20 protein-coding genes are annotated in these 26,435 nt (G+C 37.7%); 2 read left to right on the top strand and 18 right to left on the bottom strand.

Annotated features, from left to right (window positions below):
* Positions 1–14 precede the first annotated feature (14 nt).
* From MHI47_RS04720 to MHI47_RS04680, 9 genes are all read right to left on the bottom strand, one after another.
* Positions 15–1,460, bottom strand: coding sequence for an alpha-amylase family glycosyl hydrolase (locus tag MHI47_RS04720; protein WP_175496272.1), 1,446 nt, complete (start codon positions 1,458–1,460; stop codon positions 15–17).
* A gap of 268 nt (positions 1,461–1,728) precedes the next feature.
* Positions 1,729–1,890 (bottom strand): hypothetical protein, encoded by a 162-nt coding sequence (locus tag MHI47_RS04715; RefSeq protein WP_175496271.1) that lies wholly within the window; start codon positions 1,888–1,890, stop codon positions 1,729–1,731.
* 88 nt (positions 1,891–1,978) lie between these two features.
* Positions 1,979–2,341: a YisL family protein gene (locus MHI47_RS04710; RefSeq protein ID WP_093537330.1), complete on the bottom strand. Its 363-nt coding sequence runs from the start codon at positions 2,339–2,341 to the stop codon at positions 1,979–1,981.
* Between the two features lie 54 nt (positions 2,342–2,395).
* The gene (locus MHI47_RS04705) at positions 2,396–3,292 is read right to left on the bottom strand and encodes a fumarylacetoacetate hydrolase family protein (RefSeq protein ID WP_340829857.1); all 897 of its coding nucleotides are present in this window, start codon (positions 3,290–3,292) and stop codon (positions 2,396–2,398) included.
* A gap of 77 nt (positions 3,293–3,369) precedes the next feature.
* Complete coding sequence (locus tag MHI47_RS04700; protein ID WP_340768584.1) at positions 3,370–4,533, bottom strand: DUF418 domain-containing protein; 1,164 nt, start codon at positions 4,531–4,533, stop codon at positions 3,370–3,372.
* Between the two features lie 11 nt (positions 4,534–4,544).
* Entirely contained in the window at positions 4,545–8,258 is a 3,714-nt protein-coding gene (addA, locus tag MHI47_RS04695; RefSeq protein WP_340768582.1) for a helicase-exonuclease AddAB subunit AddA, read from the bottom strand.
* Positions 8,245–11,739, bottom strand: a complete 3,495-nt coding sequence (gene addB / locus MHI47_RS04690; protein WP_340829856.1) for a helicase-exonuclease AddAB subunit AddB — start codon at positions 11,737–11,739, stop codon at positions 8,245–8,247. The genes addA and addB overlap by 14 nt, the downstream gene beginning before the upstream one ends.
* A 332-nt stretch (positions 11,740–12,071) precedes the next feature.
* A complete protein-coding gene (gene lepB, locus MHI47_RS04685; protein ID WP_340832004.1) occupies positions 12,072–12,614 on the bottom strand; it encodes a signal peptidase I in 543 nt (180 codons plus the stop codon).
* Between the two features lies 1 nt (position 12,615).
* Positions 12,616–13,257, bottom strand: coding sequence for a TVP38/TMEM64 family protein (locus MHI47_RS04680; RefSeq protein ID WP_340761750.1), 642 nt, complete (start codon positions 13,255–13,257; stop codon positions 12,616–12,618).
* A gap of 110 nt (positions 13,258–13,367) precedes the next feature.
* On the opposite strand from MHI47_RS04680, the gene MHI47_RS04675 reads away from it, so the two are divergent.
* Positions 13,368–14,075 carry an AzlC family ABC transporter permease gene (locus MHI47_RS04675; protein WP_340829855.1) on the top strand — a complete coding sequence of 236 codons (708 nt, stop codon included), beginning with the start codon at positions 13,368–13,370 and terminating at the stop codon, positions 14,073–14,075.
* 4 nt (positions 14,076–14,079) lie between these two features.
* Positions 14,080–14,388, top strand: a complete 309-nt coding sequence (locus tag MHI47_RS04670; protein WP_093537323.1) for an AzlD domain-containing protein — start codon at positions 14,080–14,082, stop codon at positions 14,386–14,388.
* Between the two features lie 45 nt (positions 14,389–14,433).
* Here the strand turns inward: MHI47_RS04670 and MHI47_RS04665 are convergent, their stop codons facing one another.
* From MHI47_RS04665 to MHI47_RS04625, 9 genes are all read right to left on the bottom strand, one after another.
* On the bottom strand, positions 14,434–14,691 hold the full coding sequence (locus MHI47_RS04665; protein WP_093537322.1) for a CsbA family protein: 258 nt from the start codon (positions 14,689–14,691) through the stop codon (positions 14,434–14,436).
* 8 nt (positions 14,692–14,699) lie between these two features.
* Complete coding sequence (locus tag MHI47_RS04660) at positions 14,700–15,869, bottom strand: PDZ domain-containing protein (RefSeq protein ID WP_340829854.1); 1,170 nt, start codon at positions 15,867–15,869, stop codon at positions 14,700–14,702.
* Between the two features lie 85 nt (positions 15,870–15,954).
* On the bottom strand, positions 15,955–17,370 hold the full coding sequence (locus MHI47_RS04655) for a S41 family peptidase (RefSeq protein WP_340829852.1): 1,416 nt from the start codon (positions 17,368–17,370) through the stop codon (positions 15,955–15,957).
* Positions 17,371–17,442: 72 nt separating this feature from the next.
* Entirely contained in the window at positions 17,443–18,021 is a 579-nt protein-coding gene (locus tag MHI47_RS04650; protein ID WP_340829850.1) for a peroxiredoxin family protein, read from the bottom strand.
* A 3,235-nt stretch (positions 18,022–21,256) separates the two neighbouring features.
* The gene (locus MHI47_RS04645) at positions 21,257–22,576 is read right to left on the bottom strand and encodes a murein hydrolase activator EnvC family protein (RefSeq protein ID WP_340829848.1); all 1,320 of its coding nucleotides are present in this window, start codon (positions 22,574–22,576) and stop codon (positions 21,257–21,259) included.
* A gap of 29 nt (positions 22,577–22,605) precedes the next feature.
* Positions 22,606–23,493 (bottom strand): permease-like cell division protein FtsX, encoded by an 888-nt coding sequence (ftsX, locus tag MHI47_RS04640; RefSeq protein ID WP_093537317.1) that lies wholly within the window; start codon positions 23,491–23,493, stop codon positions 22,606–22,608.
* Entirely contained in the window at positions 23,483–24,169 is a 687-nt protein-coding gene (gene ftsE / locus MHI47_RS04635) for a cell division ATP-binding protein FtsE (RefSeq protein ID WP_093537316.1), read from the bottom strand. Before ftsE ends, ftsX begins: the two co-directional genes overlap by 11 nt.
* Before the next feature lie 278 nt (positions 24,170–24,447).
* On the bottom strand, positions 24,448–24,795 hold the full coding sequence (gene cccB / locus MHI47_RS04630; protein WP_093537315.1) for a cytochrome c551: 348 nt from the start codon (positions 24,793–24,795) through the stop codon (positions 24,448–24,450).
* Between the two features lie 50 nt (positions 24,796–24,845).
* The gene (locus MHI47_RS04625) at positions 24,846–25,721 is read right to left on the bottom strand and encodes a YitT family protein (protein ID WP_093537314.1); all 876 of its coding nucleotides are present in this window, start codon (positions 25,719–25,721) and stop codon (positions 24,846–24,848) included.
* Positions 25,722–26,435: the final 714 nt, after the last annotated feature.

Genomic DNA, 26,435 nt, shown 5'->3' with positions numbered 1-26,435 from the left:
GACAGTTTTTTTAGTTATTTACTTTTTTCTTCATCTACTCGGCGTTGTTTCCCTTTACGCCAAACAATGATCAAAAATAACATAAACAGTAGATAAGCAATGACCATTGCAGCGATATAAGCACTATTTAGTCCTGTATCATCTTTAACTTGATATACTTCGACAATCTCTCTATCTAATACTAAACGGTAAGAACCATCATCGGTAGCACGGACTATATCCGATTCAAATAAACCAAGCAGTTCTTTATCTTCACCGATTTCATCACTAGAAAGATCTATTCTTTTGGTCTCACTTGTATTATTCACTACCACATAAAATGTTTCTTCATCCGAAGAACGTTTGTATACTGCATAACCATCTTTGTTTTCTAATAATTCCATTTTACCAGTTCGCATTGCTTCAGACTTTGTGCGAATGGAGGCCATATCCTTTAAGTATTCAATTAACTCTTCATCTACCCGGAAATTCATGATTTGGTGGCTATCTTGTGGTTTTTGACCATTCATCGCTATTTCCGTACCATATGTCATATACGGTACTCCCGGTAATGTAAGAATTGTACCGATTGCCATCTTAATGCGAGTAGGCGGAAACATATTTTCCACTGCACTATGATACGTAATTCTCTCTGTTAACAAATTATCCACCATTACAAGGCTATCTTCATTTGTAGAAGAAATAGACTCTGAAGGTAAATCTGTATTTTTGAAAGTATCCCGGAAATCTATCATTTGCTGTTCTGAATAGTCCAAGTCAAAATTCGCTTCTGACTCTTCGAGTGCGATGACATACATAGGATCACGAACTTCTTTTACTGCAGCGATTAAATCATTAATAAATGCAGTTGGCGCTCCCTCCAACTCTGACAATTTAACTCCATCAATTTTGTAGGTTTCTGCAAATTTTACGATGGTATCAATAAGAGCCTGTTGTACATCATTATTAGTCAAATCCAATTGCATCTGACCATTTTCTGTTGATAGTACCCAATCACTCTTTTTGTTGTCGGTTGACCAAATATGTTGGTCACTAAAGTTATTTAGAGGAAATTCAACCATAATCTTCATATCTTTTTTGTGTGATTCATCTAATAACTCGTTAAATTCTTCCGTTGTCCCAAAGTGTCTCTCTAGTTCTTCAAAATCCAAGATTCGCTTTCCATCATAAGATTCAGTAGAAAAAACAGGACCAATAGAGATTGTAGTGAAACCCATATCTTTAATATGTGTCATCTTTTCTAAAACACCTAGAAAGTCCCCACCTGCGAATGCATTGGGATCTTTGGGATTGACCTCATAATCATTCGTTCCTAATTTATTGAAGTAACGATCTACATATAGATCATAAATACTTTCGTTATGTATAGAGTTATTCGTTTCTGCATTGCTCACCTGAGTTGTTGTAAGGCAAAGACTACTCATCAGCAATCCAGTTATAATCCATTTTGTAAACTTCAAGGTAAATCCTCCTTTGACGCATATACATTTCATTTTAACAAAGCTCTGTTTTAATCGCTATTGTTTCGCCATTAAAGCATTAAATATCTATTATATTTCGTCCAAACTGTGACAGCTATACTAAAAGTATTTCTAGTGCTTTATAACAATGTTTTACATTACGACTACCGAGTGACTTTTTGAGATGTTGATAGGCTGAAAACACCATCTGTTCCTTTTTCCAATTCCCTTGTCCGCAGTACACTTTTATAAAAAACAAAACCACCAATCACTCTGGTGGTTTCTCGATTTTATGAAATTCTTGAAGGATATGTGATTGGAGTTCACCAGGAGAATCAGTATTGTTTTTTTGTAGATTTGCAATGACAACTGACGCACCTACAAAAACAAGCATTAGAACAATGACTAATATTAGCAATGTTATTCCCACCTAAAGCTCCCCCTCTCTTATTCTCTCAAAATAGCACAATATCAATAAAATGAAAAGAAGCTTTCACTAAGTGAAAGCTTCCCAAAACCTATGCTAAAAAGTTGATACCCATTGGTAATTTGAACCCAAGGAAAAGTGCGATCAAGAAGAAAACAAATACTAACACTAAGAAAGTTGTGTACGGTTTCCCTTTTGCCTTTTTCACTAAAGTCATTTCCATCATTCCAATTACTAATATGCCTGCTAGGAACTTAAATCCGTAAAGCATTCCTTCACCAAAGTCCATGCCCTTGATGAACAAAGCAACCCCAGAAATGATGATTAGGATGTAGAACAAACGTAAAATCATATGAACTACTTTAGGTTTAGCAATCGCTAATGCTACAAAAAATAGGATTAGTGCGACTACCCAAGTGGTAATGTGTAAATCTGTTCTTGCTAGAAAATCCATTTTTTCCACCTCAATATACTTGTAGTTTACTACTATCCTATTTAGTGTACCATGTTACTCGAATTTGTTCACTAATGTACCTATTCCTTCAATAGATATTTTTACCACATCTCCTGATTTTAAGTAACGTGGTGGATTAAATCCCTTGCCGACCCCAGCCGGTGTTCCAGTTAATATAACATCACCTGGCTCGAGGGTAACAGACTTAGAAATCTCGGCAATAATTTGTTCCACTGTAAACACCATATCGGAAGTTTTACCATTTTGACGAATCTCATCATTTACCTTAGTCACAACAACTAGCTCCTGTGGATTTGGTAACTCATCCTTCGTTACTACATAAGGCCCCATAGGACATGACCCTTCAAGACTTTTCCCTAAGAAATATTGCTGATGCTTCGTTTGTAGATCACGCGCAGTTAAGTCATTGGCAATTGTGTAACCGAATATATAATCATAAGCTAATTTTTCTGGAATATTTTTTCCTTGTTTACCGATTACAATAGCTAGCTCGCCTTCGTAGTCGAAGGAATTTGTAATATCTGCGTGTAATGATAGAGTTTGCTCATCTGCTGCAATGGAAGTGGGAGATTTCGTAAATACAACAAATTGACTTGCCGTTCCACCCATTTCTTTTGCATGATCTGCATAGTTTTTACCAATTGCCATAATATTTTTTGGTGTTCTTGGAATTGGTGAAAGCCACTCTATTTCTGTAAAGGAACGTTTGAAGTTATTTGGCTGTTCAGCCTTTGATGCCGCTTCTACTAATTTACGGATTTGTTCGAGAAAATCCATCCCTAAACCTACTCCATCTATAATAGTAGTGGGAAATTTGGGTAATACTTGGAGCGTCTCCTGAATGTGTAATACATCCCATACTGCCTCTTCTTTTTTTACTTTTGGTCCGAAGTAAATTTTGTCGTTTAAACGGTATGATAACAGTTTCATTTGATGGACACTCCCTTAAAAGTTTTAATCTATCTCTTAGTCTATTACAAATTAACTTCATTTTCATCTATTTTCGACTAATTATTCGAATAAGTCAGTTTTCTCCATAACATTTCTACCGGACCTTGCTTAAATTTCGTAAACCAAATCTCTGCAAAGACTACTTGAAAAGCATAAATCCCTATAGCCATCCACGTTCCTGTGCTTAAATCGATTTTCCCGTATAATCCGAATCCATAAGCATAAAAAATAGTAGTCGCAATAATAGATTGCATTAAATAGGTCGTCATCGACATTCTACCAACCTTCGAAATTGGTGAAAGTATTTTTGCTGCGAAAGGAATCGAGCAAACTAATGCAATTATACCTGCGTAGGCTATTGCTTGAAGTGGTCCTCCAAAAGTATCTTGGATACCCATAGTAAATAAGTTTGCTTCTAGTAAATATGGAAGCCATTTAATAACTGTACCGACTATTAACATTACTAACACTGTAATCATCCAATATACTTTTAATTCTCTTACTCTTTCGATAAGCTTCCATTTTGCTGCTGCTGCACCTAGTAGTAGGAAGGGGACGATAGTAAATAGCATCGAAATGACGATGAGTCCATTTCCACTCATATATAACCAGTCTGCTAATCGTTGAGAGAAAATATCGCCCCATGATCCTTGGCCATATGCAACAATAGAAGCTTCAATTTCCTGAATGCCAGTATAAATAATCGTGGCATTTGGCTCTAATAAAGATCCTAAATATACTAAACCGTAAAGTAATCCATTTGGTATTAAGAATAAGAAGATACTAATGAGTAGTAACCAAATTGGCTTTAATCTAATCATCAGTATTAATACAAATCCTGCTAGGGCATAAGTTATCAAAATATCACCGGCCCAAATAAGAAACGCATGAATACATCCGATTATTAACAATATAGTCAATCGTCGAACGGCAAATTTGGCAAATGGACCGCCGTTAGCCGTAGACTTCAGAAATTGCATAGCCAAACCGTAACCAAATAACATGGAAAACAGTGGATATACACTTCCTTGTACAAAAATGTCAATCATTTTAAACGTTTCAAAATCACTTGGATTTTGAAACCAAGTATACGGATTTATATAAATATATGGAGAGTGGAAAAATAGCATATTAACGACAAATATGCCGAGTAGAGCAAAACCTCTCATGACATCTATCGAAATAATTCGTTCATTGACTCCTGTTGGTTTAATAGCCAAGCTTTTTCCCCCTAAAATGACACTGTTCTATTTACGTCAAATAAGTATAGTACTTTTTCTTTTATCTCTACTTGTAATATCGCCTCAATTGCCTGTGTATAAAGAGACAATTGCAGCTGATAACGTTGTTGCATCTCTTTTTGTAATATGGAGTCGTCCTTAACTAAATGCTTTACTTTATCTGTTTTATAGTCCAATAAAACCCAACGACCATCCTCTTCCAAAAACAAGCAATCTACGACCCCTTGGATAATCTGTTTATCTCCATCTGCGTCCTCTAATGCATACGTAAAAGGAAATTCTCGCATAATTTCTTTCGCATTTCGTAGACGTTCTGCCATTTCTGACTGGAAGAAGGAAACCATTTGCTTAGGTTTTATAGCAGCTCGTTCAGCTTTAGTTAAAATTTCACGTTCTTCCAGCCTTTCTGCAAATAGGAGAACCTGCTCTTCATTTTTTTGTTCCTGAAGATCGACATTTTGCATAAATGCATGGACCGCAGTACCTGCTTCTGCACCTGTCAAAGCTGTTTCCTGCTGCAGGAAGAAAGGACGCTTTGCAACTTTTTTTAGATTAGTTGGACCAGACATTTTAAAATAGTCATCGTCCGATTGTTCCATTAGCTGCTGAATTTTCTTCATCTCACTAACTGTTTGCTTTGAACGTTTATGAGTAGAAATTTCATGGACATATGGTGTATCGAAACGGTCCTTAATATCCTGCGAATAAACACTTTTTGATGGATCTATTAGCTGCTCAAGTAAAACAGCCTCTTTTTCTTCCTCTTGTACAGTGCGCTTTAAATCATCTACACATTTAGCAACAATCTTCCATTTTGATTCGCTATCTACGAGATTTGCTTCATTTACTTCCGATAGCTGCCTGAAATTTGTATGTCTTGCTAAAGCTGGACCAATCCAGTCTAAATACCCTTTCGCTTTCGCACGCATATAACCCGGTAACATTTCTTCACTCAAAACATTTTGGGCATCAACCCATTTTTCTAACGTTTTTGCTAAATCTTTTATAGACCCAATGAGGAATAATTGTTCTTTCGCACGTGTCATTGCTACATATAAAACTCGCATTTCCTCTGCTTTCAATTCCATTTGCTTTTGTTCCTTCATAGACAAAAATGGCAATGAAGTGTAAGAAATTCGCTTGTCAGGATCAATTGCTTTTACTGCAAGTCCAAAAGATTGGTCAAATAAATAAGCTTCATTAAAATCCATTTGGTTAAAGGGTCTACCCATTCCCGCTAAGAACACAACTGGAAATTCCAATCCTTTAGAAGAATGAATAGTCATTAAACGAACAACATTTTCCTTTTCTCCTATAGAACGTGCAGCCCCTAAGTCATCCCCTCGTTTACGCATACGATCGATGAAACGTAAAAAGCGGAACAGCCCACGAAAAGAAGTTTTCTCATAATCGATTGCACGGTCGTGTAGAATACGAAGGTTTGCTTGTCTTTGCTTACCATTTGGCATCGCACCTACTATTTCGTAGTAATGCGTATCTAGGTAAATCTGCCATATTAAATCGGCAAGTGAGCCTCTCCTACTTAAATCGCGCCAATCTTCATATTGAAGTAAAAATCTTTGCAGCTTCTCAGCAGTATCAGATGATAGTCCAGCTCCTCCGGTAGACACAAAGGTTTTCATCGCATCGTAGAAAGGCTCTTTTGGAGCAGATAATCGGATAAGTGCAAGCTCAGATTCTGTTAGACCAACAAACGGCGACCTAAGAACAGATGCAAGTGATATATCTTGATATGGATTATCTATTGTACGCAACGTATGTAGCATGATCAGCACTTCAATTGCTTCAAAATATCCTTTCGAAAGCTCTGCATATAGTGGAATACCCGCTTCTTTAAATTGCTCTGTAACCTCTCCTGACCATGTCATCGACCGCATTAATATGACCATATCGCTATACCGGACGGGTCGATGAGTTTTTGTCCATGGATCGTAGACAGTTGCTTCGGATTGAATCAGTTCGTCTATTTTTGAAATAATATATCGTGCTTCAGCTTGTGACTTTTTAAGTTCTTCTTCTGCCATTACTTCGATTGTTTCTTCGTCATCTTCAGTTGGTTCTGCACTACCGTCCTCCACTTCATATAACAGTGCCAGTTCAACAGGAGTTTCGATTTCTTCATACGGTGCTCCAGGTTTTAACGAAGCTGCTTCATCGTATTGAATTTCCCCAACTTGTTCACCCATAATTTGACTGAAAATATAGTTCGTTGCATGCAATACTTCTTTTCTACTGCGGAAATTGGCATTTAAATCGATTTTGATACCTGAATCGATTGGAAGATCGTTAAATGCGAGATATTTCCCTAAAAATAGCATTGGCTCCGCTAAACGGAAACGATAAATGGATTGCTTTACATCCCCTACCATGAACATATTACCAGTATTTTCATCTCCACTTTTAACAAATTGTAAAATGGTTTCTTGTAGTAAATTTGTATCCTGATATTCATCCACAAGCACTTCTTTAAAACGAGCTTTATATTCCTTCGCTATTTCGGAAGGAATGAGTTCACCATTTTCCCCCTGCTCCGATAGAATATCTAATGCGTAATGTTCCAAGTCTGAAAAGTCGACTAGACCTTTTTCATTTTTAGCTGTGGTATAACGTTCCCCATATGCTATAGTCAATTCCACTAGTTTTTGCAGCTGTGGGGCCATTAAACGCATTTCCTCTAACAATCTTTCAGGTGTTCGAGTGAAATAATTATCCTTTAAGTCATTGATGATTTTCTTCACTTTCGTACGTTTGTTAGTCGCTTGGTTTTTCAACCCTTCATCGCAAGAGTCTTTTTTTATCGCTGCCGCTCTTCCCCATTTAATGCCCTGGAAATAATGAAAAACACTTTGCCAAGAGCTATTTTTCATCAAGTCTACTGCCTCTTGAATCATTTGCTGGTCGATTACCGCAGTATCTGCAAGAGGTGCTGGCCCATTTGGTTCGTTTGCAAGTCGACGAATCTCTTCAGTTACGGCGATTGCCTCTTCTAAATGATGTATGATCGCAAGTTTCAATGAACCGATAAAGGATAACTCATCTATAGTCATGTCTTCCGAAAGATTATATGCTTCGGGTATTGCCAGTAACCATTTCTCTGGCTCCGGATGAACGCGTGAATAAGAATAGAGCTTTTCAATCATCACTTCGATGGATTGATCATCACGATCGGATGTGAAACTGTCCGATAATCGATACATAGGCTCTGGATTGTCGACATGATAAGCTTCTTCTAGCACTTCTGCTAACATATCGTCACGCATAATTGCAGCTTCTGTTTCATTTGCAATACGGAATCCTGGGTCTATCGTAAGCATATAAGCGTATTGTCGAACAATATTTAAACAAAATGAATGCAATGTAGAAATTTGTGCTTTGTTTAATAGACTTAGTTGCTTTCGTAAGTGATTCGATGTTGGATCATTTGCAATAGCCTTTTCAAGGGCCTCTCCCATACGATGACGCATTTCTGCTGCCGAAGCATTAGTAAAAGTAACAACCAGTAACTCATCGACATTGATCGGCTGTTCTTTTGCAATGACTTTTTGTATGAGTCGGTCGATGAGAACAGCGGTTTTTCCCGAGCCTGCAGCAGCGGATACAAGTACATCAGCACCTGTTGCCCAGATAGCCTTCCATTGTGCAGGTGTCCATGTTAACTCTGCTGGCATATTAGGAATGTTCATGTGGACTCATCTCCTCACGTATTTTTTCAGCTATTATTTCAGGCTGCTCCACTTTCAATGCACGTACTTGTTGTGCGGGATCCGCGGGATCAAATTGGCAAACACTACGGAACGAGCAATAATTACATGGCATTTTATCTTTTATTCGATAGGGTAATACTCGAGTATCGCCAGCATTCATCCCGTTTCCTGCTTGTTCATGCTTTTTACGAACAAAGGACTGCAGTAATCTCATTTGCTCCGGTTCTACTACTTTGGACGATGATCTCGATAAGTTACCGTCTTTGTTCATGCGTACGGGAATAACCTTTGAAAATCCTGAGATCTGATCGTCCATTTCCATAATTACTTCTGGATCATCAAGTAGTAGGCCATTCATTTTATATGATTTATAAATAGCATCCTCAAGTTCTTCCTCTTGCATTTCTTTTTGTGATTGGATAAATGGATTATGCATATGCACATATAAAACTCCTGCTGGATCAGCATCTTCATGTAGCCACACATCAGCATTTTCAACAGCGACATCTAAATAAGTTAACATTTGAAGAGAAATACCATGGTATACCTCATTCAAATCAATCCCTTTTTTAGAAGATTTATAATCGACAATTCGAACAAACATATTGCCGTTAATATTAGCTGCATCAACACGGTCAATTCGACCGCGTAATTGCATTTTCCGGTTCCGCTTCAGTGGAATTTCTAAAGCTGGCAATACCTCTCCAGGACCAAACCCTGCTTCTATAGCTATCGGGACAAAGCCCGAGCCTTTAGAATGTCTACTTAAAGCGATTAACGTATTAGCAACGATTTGTTCCAATTTTCGTTGAATGTATCGATAGCGGTTTGTACTTAATAACAATTGGTGGACAAAAACAGGCACAATATAATCGACCGCTTGTCTAGCAAGCTGGTGGCATTGCGGGCGGGTTAAATCAGACCATTGTATATCTATACGCTTCGTTTCATCCGCAATCCATTTTAACGCCGCATGGAATAAGTCTCCCATTTGTGGTGCTTCTAATCTATACTCCGCACGTTCTTCTAACTTTAGGCCATAGGATGCATAATGCGCAAACGGACAACTATAGTATTTCTCTACCCGAGACACACTAGAAATCATTGTTTCTCCGTATAAAGCAGCAGTCATTTCTTCATTTAATCTTTCGGTTTTATTGCCATGGATTAATGGCTTTGTAATTCTCTTCAATAATTTGGACCAATATGGATCCTCTAAATAATATTGATAAACGGACTGCCACACTTCAGTTAACTTACCTGTTGCTAGTGCTCCTCGAAGTTGCATAACCACATAAGGTAATGTAGGGCGTGGATGACTAATGGAAGTTAAGTCTAATTCGTCCGAGAGCATATCACTTGGATCCACAACAGCTATTTCGACCGGTAAGTCGCTTACCATCTGATGAAGTTTTTTTATATACAAGGAAGGCAACAGTGCTTTTCCTTCGTTATCTGCCATCGGATACGATACGTATAGGAAATGAGATGCGGTTACGAGTGCTTTATATATTAAATAGTTTTCATCCATTAAACGCATTTTCGATGTAGGTGCTAGTTCAAAGCCAATTTGCGTGAACCATTCACGCTCAGTATCTGTTAATAACCCTTCATGGTCCATCCGTTTTGGATATGCTCCATCGTTAACACCTACTACAAATGCTGCTTTAATATTTGTGAGCCGAATAATATCTACATTTCCAACTATTACTTGATCAATCGTCGGCGGAATGCCCGAAAAAGTAAGTTGGTCGTAACCCTCGTCTAAAATTTTCGCTACTTCCTCCAAGGACATTTCCTTTTCACCAAACATCAAGACAAATTGGTCTATTACATTTACCCATTCGTTCCACACTTGTTCATGTTCGGAAGCTAGAAGCAATTGGCCATTTTCTTCTTCCGCTTGCTTTAAGCTTTGTAACTTTTCATATACGTTAAGTGCCTCTATAAATGTATAAATAGCTATTGCAAAATCCTTACCAGTTCTACATTGTTTCAGCTGATCGGAAAGAAGTTTTATTGGTTTGACGATTAAATCTCTCATTGTATGAATAACTGCTTGAATACTCTTCTCTTCATCTGTTTGTACTTTGGAATAAAACTCTAAGCCTCGATATTTTTTATAAACCCAACGTCTCTCATCAAGCCATCTATCTCCATAAATTCCGAATGCCAACACAAAATTTTCTAAACGATCAGCACGCTCTCTCCAAGTTTTTTTAGAAGCATCTAATGGGAAAAACAAATCCGTCTTCACTGCACGAAAAACTGGTTCATACTTCCAGTCTGTTCGGATTATCTCAAGAATAGTTCGACTAAGTTCAATGAGCGGGTGATGTAACATTGGTTTCTTCTTACTAATGAAAAACGGTATATCATACTGTGGAAAAATAGTCTCGATTAAACCTTCGTATGTATCAGCATCTCTATGCAAAATAGCCATTTCGTTAAACCGAATACTTTTTTGTTGCATGAGCTCACGTATGTGTCTTGCTATAGCATGCATCTCCGCACGACGATTGGCTGCTTCCGTTATGTGAATATTTCCTTCTGATTTTGCTTGCAAAGGAGGAAGCTGATCAAGATTTGCCTCTATATGAGCAATTTCTGGTGACCTAAATCGTTTCTGTTCAGATTGATGTACAGTCTCTTCAATTTCTACCTTTTCCATCTGCGCTATTTCTAATAATCTTGCACATGTATTGGCAGGCTGATAAAAAAGAGATTGTTCATCTACTGCATCCTGTAATGATTCCATAGGAAGGGCAACGGTAATACGTTTTACTTGTTTCATTAATTGCTCGATAATCTCTAATTCTCTCGGCGTAAATGAAGTAAACCCATCTATATATAAATCTGTATTTGCAAGGAGGCTAGAGTCTTTTATTTTATTTGCTAATAAGGTTAAGTATCCTTCTCCGTCAATGTAGCTAACGCCTAATTTTTGCTCAACCTTTTCAAGCATCAGCATGATATCAGAGGATTTATCAATAAGTGTTTTGGGTGCATTTACATTTTCTAAATTGTTTAGGGCATTTGCCATTGTGGAATAATCCATACAGTATCTACTAAACTCTTTTAGTAGCACTTCAATTTGATCGGTGAATCCTCTTTTGGTTGCTGCTCGTTTAAATAGTGTAAATTCGTCTTTGTGGTTTTCAAGTAGGCTACGAATGAGCATTCGGTAACCGAAGCCACTTATTTCTTCTTTAGCTATTCCTCCTGTTTCTTGGAGAACGCGCCATGCTAGTCGTTTAAATGTCGTTACTTGTGCTCTTATTAGCCCAGGTAGTCCGGATTCGGCTGCAAGGTCATATTCACTGGAAAAGGACATCTGGTCAGGTACTATGTAGAATATTGGGTCTCCTATAGGAGCTTTTTGTAGAGCTGTGATTATTTCTTCGTGGATAAAAGTTGTTTTTCCAGAGCCTGATCGGCCACTGACTATTCGTAGCGACATTGGGTTTTCAATCTCCTTTCTAGTGAGTTAATATCTTATAATGAAATCTCAACCTTTTTACTGGTTACTTGCACTGCTATTCGTTACTTGCTCTCGGTGCTCATTTACCTCTCAGGACGGATAAATAATCCTGGATGAAGGAGCTTTAACGACTTCCTGAAGGTTCATATGTAGCGTAAAGCAACATATCCTTCTAGGAACAATCTATTAATTTGCTTAGTATGCTGAAGATAATTTTTGTGAATGTTAGAGTTATCCAATATTTTGTGGAATATTAAAAAACCGAATAATCTCCTATCTCTATTGTACAAAACATACTACAGAGAGGGAAATTATTCGGAATAAAATTGGGATGTAGCTTGTGATATTGGCCAGTAGCGTGCTTTTACCGTACCAACAATTTCTTCAGTATCTACAAAATAGAAATATCGGCTATCCATACTAGAAATACGATTATCGCCTAGAACAAATAACTTTCCAGACGGAACCCTTTGACTTCCTGTTAGTTCCTCTAATTCAAAATCACCTGTAAAGTTCTCATTTGGATTATTGAACGCACTATAAGACTGCAAATAAGGTTCTTTTACTCTTTTATTGTTTATAAACAACTCATCATTCTCATAGGTAATCGTATCACCTGGCAGACCAATTACACGTTTTACATAATCTTCTTGCTGATCACCATGGAAGATCACAATATCCATGCGTTTAACTTCTGTCATTTTACTAACTATTACCTTATCTTTATCGTTTAATGTGGGCATCATTGACTGGCCCACTACTTCATAATTTGTCACGAGGAATACTTTGACAAGTGTCACGATTAAAATACCTATTACAAGTGCTGCCAACCATTCCCATATTTCTTTTTTCACATTATTCAAGACTTTCTCCTCTTTTGTTTTTTCGTTCGCTGCTGATCAATCTAAAATCAGCCTCTACTTTTTTATTTAATCTCTTTTCAATTGCCTTACCTACAAACCATAGGATTGCAATGACAAAAATAACAATAGCGGTTCTAATTGGTTGAGTGATTAATGCTTTGATGTCAGATCCAATAAAACTAACAACGAAAATCATAATGAGTTTACCTAATGCCAGTGTCCAGAAATATGTGTTTTTCTTCATATCTGAAAGACCTGCAACAATATTAACTAGAGCAGAAGGTGTAAATGGAAAACAAACGAGTAAAAAGAGTGGTCCAAATCCATTTCGCTCTACCCATTTTATTAATTTTTGAATTTTAATATGTCTTGTAATAAAACCTAATGCGCGAGCTCGTCCATATTTTCGGATGACTAGGAATACTGCATAGGAACCAGCTACAGACCCTATCCAGGATATTAAAAATCCAAACAATAATCCATAGGCATTGACGTTTGCTACTATGAAAACGACTAAAGGTAAAAATGGAAGAAAGGCTTCCAAAAAAGGTAATAAGATACCAATTAGCGGTCCAAGTGCTCGATAATCATGTGTTAAGTTAGTTAAAGTTTCTAATGAAAACCATTCCGGCATTTGGCTCTCCTCCAAATATGTATATTTATACTATTCCCATTTTTGCTGTACATAAAACTCTCTAATTATAGTATAATTTGATGATTATGCATTTAGGTGGTGAACATTTTGTGAATAAAAATTCGTTTTTATCGGGTTTGAAAGCTGGAGTCAGTATAGCGATCGGCTACTTTCCAGTTGCACTGACATTTGGCTTGCTAGCAAAAACGACCGGACTATCTATTTGGGAAGCAACCGCGATGAGTATTTTTGTTTATGCAGGAGCAGCTCAATATATGTCCCTCACACTAATTTCAAAAGGGGTTGACCCTATTTTAATCGTTTTAAATACATTTGTCGTTAATATTCGTCACTTCTTAATGACGGCTGCACTTAATGAAAAGATGCAAAGTGAAAAAAGATGGGTCAAAGGGATTTATGCTTTTGGTATTACAGATGAGAGTTTCTCAGTATTGGCTACACAAAAAGAAAGTAAAATAACTACTCCCTTTGCTTTTGGCGTAGCTGTAATTGCATATAGCAGCTGGGTTATATTTACCGCAGTTGGACATGTCATTGGTGCAAATCTCCCGGCATTTTTAAAAGCAGCAATGTCCATTGCTTTGTATGCGATGTTTGTTGGATTGCTTGTTCCATCCATGCGTGGAAATCGTAAAGTGGTAATGCTTGCGCTTGTAGCTGCAGTAATTAACGGTTTCTTTTATTGGACCGGGCTATTATCAACTGGTTGGTCCATCTTAGTTGCTACATTGGTATCTTCTATTTTAATTGAAGTAATTTATGCAAAAAGAGGGAAAAACTTACCGAAAGGGGCGTAACAAAATGGGGATGTGGTATTGGTGGACTTTGCTTGGGATGGCACTGGTGACATATATTCCAAGGGCATTTCCTCTTACCTTTTTAGAAGGGAAAGAATTGCCTCCAGTCGTATCGGGCGTATTGCGTAATATTCCTTATGCAGTATTAGGAGCTTTAATATTCCCGGCTATTTTATATGTCCAACAAGACAATCTTTTATTTGGCTTAATAGGAGCAGCCGTAGCGTTTAGTTTAGCTTTTCTATTTTCAAATGTGATGATTGTAGTTCTTGGAACAATTGGAGTTTTAGCCGTATATAGCTTGATATTTTAATCCGTTTGTTTGTACATAGTTTTTAGAACAAAAAATCCGCTCTCTTTACAGAGGCGGATTTTCTTTATTATTACTAGTTTTCATATTGGTACTATACCAAAATCCTAATGTAAGGGATGCAGCGTCAATCACATAAATCCACCATCTATGTGTATAGCCTGCGTAGACCGATGCTGCGAATAATGCTACGGTTAATACTAGCGCAACATAATGATTGAAAGTGATACGTGTAAATAACACGACCATTAATCCCGGAGCAAAAATAGCCAATATTATTTGAGTTGTGATTGATAGTGATTCCATAGCTTCTCCTATCTAACTAAGATTAGACCTAGTCGATAATGATCATGTCTAAATAGTATGTGCTGACGAAGACGTAATTCTCCGTTTGAATCTAGCACTTCTAGGCGACAATGAGCAGCATTTATTTGAACTGCTTCATATAATTCCTGTTCATTTTCAACTTTCTGTCCGTTCACTTTAACAATACGTTCTCCTATTAAAAGACCCATTTTCTCGGCAGGAGATCCAGAAAGCACACCTGCAATCATAACACCATTCGATTGTGGCGATACAGCATAGTTCCCTGTTTTTTCTTGTTGGTATTTTATAATAGTAATTAGCAATCTCGCTATGACACCTATTAGTATAGCAATTGCACTTACTAATGGCTCAAAATAACCGATCGCTGCAATTATTGTAATAACAATTCCTAGTTGCCAAACAATTTTACCGTACCCAGCAAAAAAATGAATAGGTAGAGAATGTTGAGATTTTTGTTGGAAACCAATTACAAATGGAAATACAACGAAAGAAAAAGCAGTTTCTCCTAGTGTAAACTGTGGCCAATAAGGTAAATACGTAGGAATAACATCCCCCGGAATCACCAGTAGTATAGGTAATAACCATAATTTTTTCACATGATATACAATCGATTCGATACCTCTATGAGTAGTAACCAGTTTTGGTGAAGCTTGAGCTGACCCATGCTTTTGAATAAGGACGCCCTCTACAATGAGTAACAATCCAGCAATTATAGCAACTGGCACAATTCCTGCCTGAAGAACATCGAGTCCAGAAACAGTCCAAGTAAATACGTCTAAACTCCAGTTAAATGTATACATAGCATAGGCAGTTGCCGTACCTAATGCAATTGTATAAATAGCAGAACCAAACTGATACGTAAACAATAGTATAAATAATAGCATCCACATGCTATATATCAATAGCCATGAATTAGGAATAACTAATCCGATAGCTACGCTAATAACTGATAAAATAAGTGCCCAAATGATACCATCTAGCAAGAACCCCTTTGCCTCGGTCCATCCCCATAGTAGCCTCGTGCGAAATTGTCTTCTTTCTCTTTTAACGCGAACGTATCCGATCAATATTGAGAAGAGAAGCGTAACATATACTGCTGGATGGAGGAAAAAACGTCCAATTCCTTTAACCAATTCGATTAATACTTCTTGCACCATACGCATCCCCTCACTTACAACTATACTTCCTATTATTGTAACAAACGTAGAGGGCTTTGCGTATAGGATTTTCGTATATACTTTGTTATTTGATATCGTGAAGTAAATAACTCACTCCCATTTGGAACTGTTTATCGTTTTCTCTACTAGTTTTATAATCTAGAATAGTTTTTGATAATGACTGAAATAATACATCATCAATCTCGTTATACTCGTCTAGGCTTCTCTCTTGTCGATACTTTTCAATAGCATCCTGTGTATCTTCATCAAAATATCCATCCTGACGACTGATATTATAACCAATTGCCCCTAATACTTGTTGAACATACTTTATTTCCTCCCCGAAGTCTCCCACATGAAAATTCCCTTGATAGTATTTTATATCCATCATATATAATTCATCTGGCTCGACCTGTAAATCTGCTTGAATTCCTTTGTGATGGATCCACTCTTGTTTCGGAGTAAGCCATTTATGAGTGGAGATTTTAAGCTTTCCTCCATTTTGAAGTGGGTGTGTTTCTTGCACTGTCCCCTTACCAAAACTTTTTTCGCCAACAATCATTGCACGCTTATTATCCTTTAAAGCCCCAGCTAATACTTCACTTGCTGAAGCACTACCCCCATTTTGTAGCAACACCACCGGGAGCTTGTTTAAATACTGATTATCTTTTGCTTCAGTATTTAGCATTTCCAAAACGCCTTTGGCATCTTGCATATAAGCAAAAGTGGAACCATTCGGTAGTAAAGTACCGATTATTGTCGAAACACTATATAAATAGCCACCTGGATTTCCTCGAACATCAATTACAAGTCCATCTATTCCTCGTTCTACCAGAGCTTTCGTTTGTTTCTCCCATTCTTCTCCAGTCTTCTCTCCGAATAATGAAATATTGACAATGCCTAGAGAATAATCATCTACTTCATAAACATCACTGGAAACCGTATGCATCGCAATCGTGTCCCGTTTCATATGTAATTCGACATGGCGATTCTCACTAGACCGATATACAGTCATTTTTATACTAGTACCTTTTTTACCGCTTAATAACTGCATTAACTGCGTCATTGACTTTCCTTCTACTCTTTCTTCATTTACTCGAACGATTTCATCCTGAGGCTTTAAGCCAGCTTTAAAAGCAGGTGAATCTTTTAAAGGTGCTACTACGACAAACTTTCCTGCCGAAAGCATAATCTCCGCTCCAATTCCAACCCGTTCCTCCGCTAGTGATGCTTCTTGGTTCGCTGCTTCTTCCATAGTTAAATACGTACTATGCGGATCCTCTAATGCCTCAGCCATACCACGAATCGCTCCTTCAACGAGCAGACTGTCATTTTTGGAGAATACTGCTTCTTTTTTGATCAATTGAAACGCTTCATCAATGACTTGACTATTGCTTACATCTTTTTGTTCTGTAGCTGATGGTTTCATCAACCACATATACCCGATACCTAAAACAACAACGACTAGCAATCCATAAAGAAAAAATCGACTTTTGCGCAAGTTCAACCTCCTACTTTTCCACTAATATATGTGTGAAAAGAGGAGTTTAATACTTGCCCCAAAAATCGATTCTTATTTTAAATTACTTATATAGTCTGCTAACATTTGCTCATCCATTGGACCAACAATCTTATTTTGGATGGTCCCTGTCGTATCGATCATATACGTCGTTGGTATTGTAATCGCTTGATAGGTTTCTCCAACTATTCCATCTTCATCTAAAAGTATAGGAAAGCTAAGTGCATAATCATCTTGGAAGGCTTTCACTTTATCGATTCCAACATCGCTACTTGTCAAATTGACAGCTAAAATTTCTACATTTTCTTTCTCTGCCATATCTTCGTAATAGTTTTGCATATGTGGCATTTCTGCTTTACATGGTCCACACCAAGTTGCCCACAAATTTAAAACAATTTTCTTCCCTTTATAATCTGCGAGCGTAACTTCCTCGCCAGCTAATGTCGTGAGTGTAAAGTTAGGTGCCACATTCCCTTGACCTAAACCTTCGTTCGCAGGATTTTTTGCCAAATCTGTGCCCATCTGCTCCCCTGCAAATGCTTCTTGTTCATCGATATTACCTCTAACAAACGATATTGTGGCTATTCCTATTAGAGCAGCAATAACTACTAGCGCAATTATTTTCTTTTTCATATAATACCTCCTACTTGGTACATACATTTCTCTGCCCTTATTATATGTTATCCGTTGCCTAAAATACGAATTAAAAGAGTTGCAATTGTGACTATGTAGTGAAAAGTAAGCTTATGAAATATTTTCTAAACGGATGTGCGCTAGCCACACGCTAAGCATGAGCCTTCTAGGATGATCGCTTTCAGCTCTTTCATCCTTTATGAAGTTTCATTCTTCGCGCTCAAGCGGCTTGGAAGGCGCACATCCTAGTTTCTGCTAATGACATAGAGAAGATATTCTAAAGGGACGAATCATTAGAAATTAATCATTCTTCGCTAATTTATGGGGATTTTTTCCGTTTCGCGAGTAAATAAGTTTGCAGAGTGAGTAAATCCATTGTGACCGCCAGTATCTATTGAATTATGCGAGTATTTGAGGCAGGTACGCTTGTATTTAACGTTCCTGAGTGAGTAAATGATATTTATGCTAATGAAAATGTTCTCTAAACGGATGTGCGCTGGCCGCACGCTACGCATGAGCTTTCTAGGATGGTCGCTTTCAGCTCCTTCATCCTTTAGGAAGTCTCATTCTTCGCGCTCATGCGGCTTGGAAGGCGCACATCCTAGTTTCTGCTGATGACATAGAGAAGATATTCTAAAACGACAAATCATTAGAAAGTAATCATTCTTAGCTAATTTATGGGAATTTTCCCCTTTTCGAGAGTAAATAAGTTTGCAGAGTGAGTAAATCCATTGTGAACGCCAGTATCTAGTGAATTATGCGAGTATTTGAATCAGGTCCGCTTGTATTTAACGTTCCTGAGTGAGTAAATGATATTTATGCTAATGAAAATGTTCTCTAAACGGATGGGCGCTGGCCGCACGCTACGCATGAGCCTCCCAGGATGGGCGCTTTCAGCTCCTTCATCCTTTAGGAAGTCTCATTCTTCGCGCTCATGCGGCTTGAAAGGCGCACATCCTAGTTTCTGCTGATGACATAGAGAATATATTCTAAAGGGACAATATAACAATAGAAAGTAATTATGTTCCGCTGTTAGAGAATTTTTTCCGTTTCGCGAGTAAATAAGTATGCAGGGTGAGTAAACCCATTGTGAACGCCAGTATCGAGTGAATTGTGCGTGTATTTGAATCAGGTCCGCTTGTATTTAACGTTCCTGTGTGAGTAAATGATTAATGAAATGTCTTCTAAACGGATGTACGCTGGTCGCAGCTACGCATGAGCCTTCTAGGATGGTCGCTTTCAGCTCCTTCATCCTTTGGGAAGTTTCATTCTTCGCGCTCATGCAGCTTGGAAGGCGCACATCCTAGTTTCTGCTGATGACATAGAGAAGATTATTCTAAAGAGACAAATCATTAGAAAGTAATCATTCTTGCTAATTTATGACAATTTTTTCCGTTTCGCGAGTATGCAGGGTGAGTAAACCCATTGTGAACGCCAGTATCTAGTGAATTGTGGGAGTATTTGAATCAGTTCCGCTTGTATTTAACGTTCCTGTGTGAGTAAATGATTAATGAAATGTCTTCTAAACGGATGGGCGCTGGCCGCACGCTACGCATGAGCCTTCTAGGATAGTCGCTTTCAGCTCCTTCATCCTTTATGAAGTCTCATTCTTCGCGCTCATGCGGCTTGAAAGGCGCACATCCTAAGTACCACTGATGATACTAAATTGAATATCTATAGTTATGAAGTGTTCATTATTAAGATATCAGACGCTAATAGATTACAGACCCAGAGCGAGTAACTCATTCTTAAAATGTTTTCTAAACAGATGGGCGCTGGCCGCACGCTACGCATGAGCCTTCCAGGATGGTCGCTTTCAGCTCCTTCATCCTTTCAGAAGTCTCATTCTTCGCGCTCATGCGGCTTGAAAGGCGCACATCCTAAGTATCACTGATGATACTGGATTTAATTTCTTTAGATCTGAATCATTTTCTCTTAACTAACCTTTTCCAATTTATCGTTTTTATACTACTAAATCAATTGAATTTTAAAGTTAACACCTACTCACTTATTGATTGAAGTGCTGTGCGGCGACTCCAGCGGCAACAGCGTGTCCAGGTGAGACTCTGCAAGAGGCTCACGGACCGCCCGCGGAAAGCGTCCGCACGGAACGTAAATCACAGTAGTAACTGCTTTTTTACTTACTACTATCGGTTATTTGCTGAATAATCTAGCTAGTGTTTTTTCCATCTATATTAAAATTTCCAATTCATCGTTTTTATACTACTAAATCAATTGAATTTTAAAGTTAACACCTACTCACTTATTGATTGAAGTGCAGTGCGGCGACTCCTGCGGCAACAACGTGTCCTGGTGAGACTCCGCAGGAGGCTCACGGACCGCCCGCGGAAAGCGTCCGCACGGAACGGAAATCACAGTAGTAACTGCCTTTTGTTACTTACTACTATCGGTTATTTGCTGAAAAATCTAGCTAATGTTTTTTCCTTCTATATTAAAATTTCCAATTCATCGTTTTTATACTACCAACAATTGAATATTTAAAGTTAACACTACTCCCTTATTGATTGAAGTGCAGTGCGGCGACTCCTGCGGCAACAGCGTGTCCTGGTGAGACTCCGCAGGAGGCTCACGGACCGCCCGCGGAAAGCGTCCGCACGGAACGGAAATCACACAGTAGTAACTGCCTTTTGTTACTTACTACAATCGGTTATTTGCTGAATAATCTAGCTAGTGTTTTTCCTCCTATATTAAAATTTCCAATTCATCGTTTTTATACTACTCAATAAATTCAATTTTAAAGTTAACACTACTCACTTATTGATTGAAGTGCAGTGCGGCGAATCCAGCGGCAACAGCGTGTCCAGGTGAGACTCTGCAAGAGGCTCACGGACCGCCCGCGGAAAGCGTCCGCACGAAACGTAAATCACAGTAGTAACTGCCTTTTGTTACTTACTACTATCGGTTATTTGCTGAATAATCTAGCTAGTGTTTTTTCCTTCTATATTAAAATTTCCAAATCATCGTTTTTATACTACTAAAATCGATTCAATTTCAAAGTTAACACTACTCACTTATTGATTGAAATGCAGTGCGGCGACTCCTGCGGGAAAAGCGTGTCCAGGTGAGACTCTCCAGGAGGCTCACGGACCGCCCGCGGTAAGCGTCCGCACAGAACGAAAATCATAGTAGCCCTTTCCATAAGCAATTTTGAATTTTATTATGAAATCTACAATAAAAAAACGCTTCTCCACGAATGGAAAAGCGTTGGATACTATTATAATGAAATATATCTCAGTGGGTTAACAGAGTTTTTGGCCATACCTTCCCAGTTTCCAATATGAATCTCAAAATGTAAATGAGGTCCAGTAGAATTACCGGTAGTACCTATCGCTCCAATAATCTGACCTTTTGATACAACTTGTCCAACACCAACTTTAATACTACTTAAATGCGCATATAAAGAAGTAAATGTCTGACCATCAATAGAATGTGTCACCATGATTACATTCCCGTATGTGCTCAGTGGAGAAGCGTAAGAAATAACTCCATCAGCAGCAGATAGTACTGGTGTACCTGTACTGTTCGCAATATCAATACCGTAGTGAGTTTTTACTCCTCCTGAAATTGGATGTGTTCTACTACCATATCCAGAAGTGTATCGACCTGATGCTGGTTTTGTCCATGCCCCAGCAGAGACATTTGGAATGGCTATTGAAGAACCACCACCACCACCACTAGCTGCTTGCTGACGTTTTCTTTCTGCTGCTTCTTTACGTTTCTTTTCTTCAGCTGCTTTTCTTGCAACTTCTGCTAATCTTTTTTGTTCAGAAACGATTTTGTTTTGTGTTTCTTGACTTAAGTTTAGAATTTCGTCATATTCCGTTTCTAAAACTTCTTTTTCTTCATGTAATTTTGCTTGCTCTACCTCTAGTTGGTCTACTAAATTACCTTTAGAAGCTTTTTGTCCATCCAGAGAGGCCTTTAAACTTAAAAGTTCATTTTTGCTATCTTCTTGCTGTTGCAATTTTTTGTTTAAACTTGCCTGTTGTTCTTCTAATTGCTTTTTATCATTTGCTTGCTCTTCTAAGATAGTACGATCTGCATCCATCAGCGTGTTGACAGCAGAAAAACGGTCGATAAAATCGATGAAACTATTTGCCCCTAATAAAACATCTAGGTAACTTACAGATCCTCCGCTTACTTGAACAGCACGAATACGTTCTTTTAGTAGTTGATCGCGTTCTTCAATTTTTCTTTCAAGCTCTTTAATAGAAGCTTGTAACTTTTCAATTTCAGTAGTTGTTAATTTTATTTGGTTTAATACTTCCGAAATCTGTGATTCTGTATTAATAATCTTAGTGTCTAACTCTTTAATTTGAGCCATAATTTGATCTATTTTCGATACATTTTGATCGATTTTACCTTCTGTATGTTTGATAGTTGAGTCAATATTATTTTTCTTTTGCTCTAATTGTTTTTGTTCCTGTTTTAAATCATCTAGAGTATTCGCTAAAGCGCTAGGAGTCGTTATTAAAAGTGCCCCAGTAGTAGCTATAGCCATAATTCTTAGCATCCATTTAGACTGTTTTCTCAAAACCTATCTTGCTCCCTTCAATTTACCAATTATACCCGTAAAAATTTACGAACCGACATGAAACTTCCCCAAATACCAATAAGTACACCCATTAATAATATTAATGCGTTTACTTGATAAATAAATGGCGAGAATTCGAGCAGTTTAAATAAGTTTCCTGACTCTAATTTTGGCTCTAACAATTTATAGATATTAGAGTAGAGTACTGTAACTAATGTTATAGGAATGATCGCTCCTAAAATCCCTAGCCACATACCTTCTAAGATGAATGGAATACGAATAAACCAATTCGTTGCTCCTACTAGTTTCATAATTTCGATATCTCTTCTTCTTGCAACAATTGTGATACGAATGGTGTTAGATATTAGGAACATTGCTGTAAATAGTAATGCCAAGATTAGCACTAATCCAACATTTCTCCCTGTGTTCAAGAAGGAGAATAGTTTTTCTATTTTACCTTCCCCATACTTAACTTCAAACGTATTATCGAGACGATCTAATTTTGCTGCCACTTTTTCTGTTTCCTGAGGGTTGGTAGCTTTAGCATAAAACACATCATGTAGTGGATTCTGTTGTTCAAATAATCGTAAATCTTCTCCAAAATCAACTACTAATTTACTTAATTCTTCTCCTTTTGGAGAATATGTAACTTCTTCAATTCCAGTTGTGTCTTTAATATCTTGTTCTAGCTTTGTAATAGCTGCTTCATCTGCTGTTAATTCGACATAGACCTTAATCTCTACGTCTTTCTCCAAGTCATCTGCTACTTTGTTCAAGTTCATCATAATCATGACGAAAACGCCGACAAGTAATAATGTAACTGTTACCGCACTAACCGAAGCAAATGTCATCCATCCGTTACGACTGATGCTCTTTAAGCTTTCTCTAAAGTGTCTTGCTAATGTTCTACCCTTCATAACCGTATTCTCCTCCGTATTCGTCTCGAGTGATTAATCCACCCTCAACTGCAATAACACGGTGTCTAATAGTATTAACAATTTCTCTATTATGAGTTGCCATAATAATTGTTGTTCCTCGAGCATTAATTTCTTTAAATATATTCATAATTTCCCATGAGGTTTCTGGGTCTAAGTTTCCTGTAGGTTCATCTGCTATAACAAGTTTGGGTCTATTGACGATGGATCTTGCAATTGACACACGTTGTTGTTCTCCACCTGAAAGCTCCGTTGGGAACATTCTTGCTTTGCCTTTCAACCCTACCAGTTCTAATACATCCATAACTTTTTGTCGTATCACTTTTGGTGTTTCTTCTATAACTTCTAATGCAAACGCCACATTTTCATAAACACTCAAACGTGGTAATAATTTAAAATCTTGGAACACTACACCGATTTGGCGTCTTAAAAGGGGAACTTTACTATTTTTTAGAGTAGCTAAATTGATACCATTTATTAAAATATCTCCTGAGGTTGGGCGTTCTTCTCGATACATCATTTTGATGAATGTCGTTTTTCCTGCTCCACTTGGTCCAACTACATAGACAAAGTCACCTTGTTCAATCTTTACATCAATACCGTTTGCGGCAACAATACCATTTGGGTATTTCTTGTAGACATTTATCATTTCTATCATTAATAAACCACCTATTTAGATTCGTCATAAAATGCAACACGCCTATTATAACATTAGAAACGCTATTATTTGTTACAATTAGATTTCATTTTATAGGTAATTATAGGGGGAATTGTCTAAAGTCGAATCTACGTTTTATCCTAACTAGTAAATTTCACTTACATACCTTGTACCCACTACCCCATATTCTACATTATGTGAGAAGATTCCTTCTTTTATTTCAATAAAAAAATCAGCTACTCAAAGAGCAACTGATTTCGTTTGTTAACTTTCAAAGATTATTTCTTAGCAGCTAACCACTCTGCTACTGCAGTTGCGTCATCTCCAGAAATAATACCTCCTGGCATTGCGCCTCTACCGTTTTCAATTACATTTAAAATTTCATCTTGTGATAGGCGTGAACCTACATTGTTAAGGGCCGGGAAGTTACCTTGTCCCTCTAAGTTTTGACCATGACAGCTAATACATTTTGCGCTAACAATTTTCTCTGCGTCAACTGAAGCTGTTTCAGTAGTTGTAGTGCCAGAGTCTGTTGATGTATCTTTATCAGCTTTATCATCTCCGCCACCACATGCAGCAAGTACTAATCCTGCTCCAAATATTAAAGCTAAGAGTTTCTTATTCATGTTATTACCTCCCTAAGTTAAATTTAATCTGCATACTCATTATACCTTACTTATGATCTTTTGAAACCTTCTCCCAGTACTTCATAGGCATCCGAAACTATGACAAAAGCAGCAGGGTCAATAGTTTTGATGATATGTTTCAACTTTGTGAACTCTGTCTGATAAGCCACGACCATTAAAATTGGTCTTTCCACATTCGTATACCCACCATAAGCTGGAAGTTTCGTTACACCGCGATCAATCTCGGTATATATAGCATCTCTAATTTCATCCTGTTTATTCGTAATAATATAAATCATTTTTGATTGACTAAAACCTAGTTGCACGAGATCAATCGTTTTAGTGGTAACAAATAATGCTATTAACGCATAAAGGGCCCTTTCAATATCAAAAACAAAAGCTGCACTAAGTACGATCAATCCATCTATTAACAGCACACTTGTCCCAAGAGAGAATCCCGTATACTTCGTAATAATTTGTGCTGCTAAATCTGTTCCGCCTGTAGATGCGCCACCTCTAAAAACGATACCCAAACCTAAACCAACACTAATTCCACCAAACAATGCGCCAAGTAATGGATTCATCGTCCATGGTTCCCAGGCAGCCGTCAATAGAACAACTGCTGGTAGCACTAATGTACCGACAAACGATTTAATACCAAATTTAGCGCCTAAAAATATAAGTCCTGCTATAAACAATGGAATATTAAATGCATATTGCACAAGTCCAGGCGCCCAACCAAAGACTCCTTTTAAGATTGTACTAATTCCGCTAACTCCACCAGAAGCTACTTGGTTCGGTAACAAAAAAACGTTGAATGCAATCGCAATAATAGCTGCACCAATGATTACATAAACATAATCCTTGGAATTTTTAATAATGGGGTGTGGTTCTTTATATTGTCTACGATTAATATTAGTTTCCATTTCATTCCTCTTTCATCCACATTCTTTGTTTGCCTGCACTAGTATAACAAGTGAAAAGTAATTTGTGAACTTCAACAAGATGGCGTGTTGACGAGGTGAAGTGGATGAAAAGGAGAGTTGTGGATTGTCTTATATAGATGTTATCTCTCCAAAACAGTGAGTTATACATACAATTGTTTTCAAGTTCATGGATAAGTGATTAAAAATATAATTATAAAGTTGATTTTTGCTCTGGGCGGACGCTTTCCGTGGGCATAGCTTCAATCTCCTCAGGCCAACAGGATGTTGGTCACGAAGGCGTTGCCACACGAAGTGGCGTTCTTAGCCTTAGTTCCTCTTAAGCGTTCCTGCGGGGCTTTTAACACATCCTATTCCATTGGAGTCGCCTCCCTCCGCACCAATCAACAAAGTACACCATATTTGTGTGTTTTTATTAAAATAAGTAACTATTAAATTGACTGCCTTCGGACAATATGCCGTATAAATCGCTAACTAACATTCTAGGCAAATATGTTAGATACTGTAACCTTACCTTTTATCATGTTTAGATAAGCTCATTTATAATTAATAGTTAATACGACTCCAGCAAATAAGCGAGAAAGTCGAGTTCCCGCGGAAAGCGCCCAGCTGAAATGGAAATCAGTATTCCATGAACTGGAGTGTTCACTCTATATTTTTTAATTTGTATTTAAAAAGAGCATGTCCTAAGACACA

Source organism: Psychrobacillus sp. FSL H8-0487 (assembly GCF_038008385.1).
GTDB classification, from domain to species: Bacteria; Bacillota; Bacilli; order Bacillales_A; family Planococcaceae; genus Psychrobacillus; species Psychrobacillus psychrotolerans.
Note: the sequence above shows the minus strand (reverse complement) of the source record. Positions and strands in the feature narration are given on the sequence as shown.

Coding starts and splice junctions, on each gene's coding strand:
- cccB (WP_093537315.1), bottom strand. CDS start 24,795: ATGAATAAGAAACTCTTAGCTTTAATATTTGGAGCAGGATTAGTACTT.
- MHI47_RS04665 (WP_093537322.1), bottom strand. CDS start 14,691: ATGGAATCACTATCAATCACAACTCAAATAATATTGGCTATTTTTGCT.
- MHI47_RS04625 (WP_093537314.1), bottom strand. CDS start 25,721: ATGGAAACTAATATTAATCGTAGACAATATAAAGAACCACACCCCATT.
- MHI47_RS04650 (WP_340829850.1), bottom strand. CDS start 18,021: ATGAAAAAGAAAATAATTGCGCTAGTAGTTATTGCTGCTCTAATAGGA.
- MHI47_RS04660 (WP_340829854.1), bottom strand. CDS start 15,869: ATGGTGCAAGAAGTATTAATCGAATTGGTTAAAGGAATTGGACGTTTT.
- MHI47_RS04670 (WP_093537323.1), top strand. CDS start 14,080: ATGGGGATGTGGTATTGGTGGACTTTGCTTGGGATGGCACTGGTGACA.
- MHI47_RS04705 (WP_340829857.1), bottom strand. CDS start 3,292: ATGAAACTGTTATCATACCGTTTAAACGACAAAATTTACTTCGGACCA.
- ftsX (WP_093537317.1), bottom strand. CDS start 23,493: ATGAAGGGTAGAACATTAGCAAGACACTTTAGAGAAAGCTTAAAGAGC.
- addA (WP_340768582.1), bottom strand. CDS start 8,258: ATGAACATTCCTAATATGCCAGCAGAGTTAACATGGACACCTGCACAA.
- MHI47_RS04680 (WP_340761750.1), bottom strand. CDS start 13,257: ATGCCGGAATGGTTTTCATTAGAAACTTTAACTAACTTAACACATGAT.
- MHI47_RS04710 (WP_093537330.1), bottom strand. CDS start 2,341: ATGGATTTTCTAGCAAGAACAGATTTACACATTACCACTTGGGTAGTC.
- addB (WP_340829856.1), bottom strand. CDS start 11,739: ATGTCGCTACGAATAGTCAGTGGCCGATCAGGCTCTGGAAAAACAACT.
- ftsE (WP_093537316.1), bottom strand. CDS start 24,169: ATGATAGAAATGATAAATGTCTACAAGAAATACCCAAATGGTATTGTT.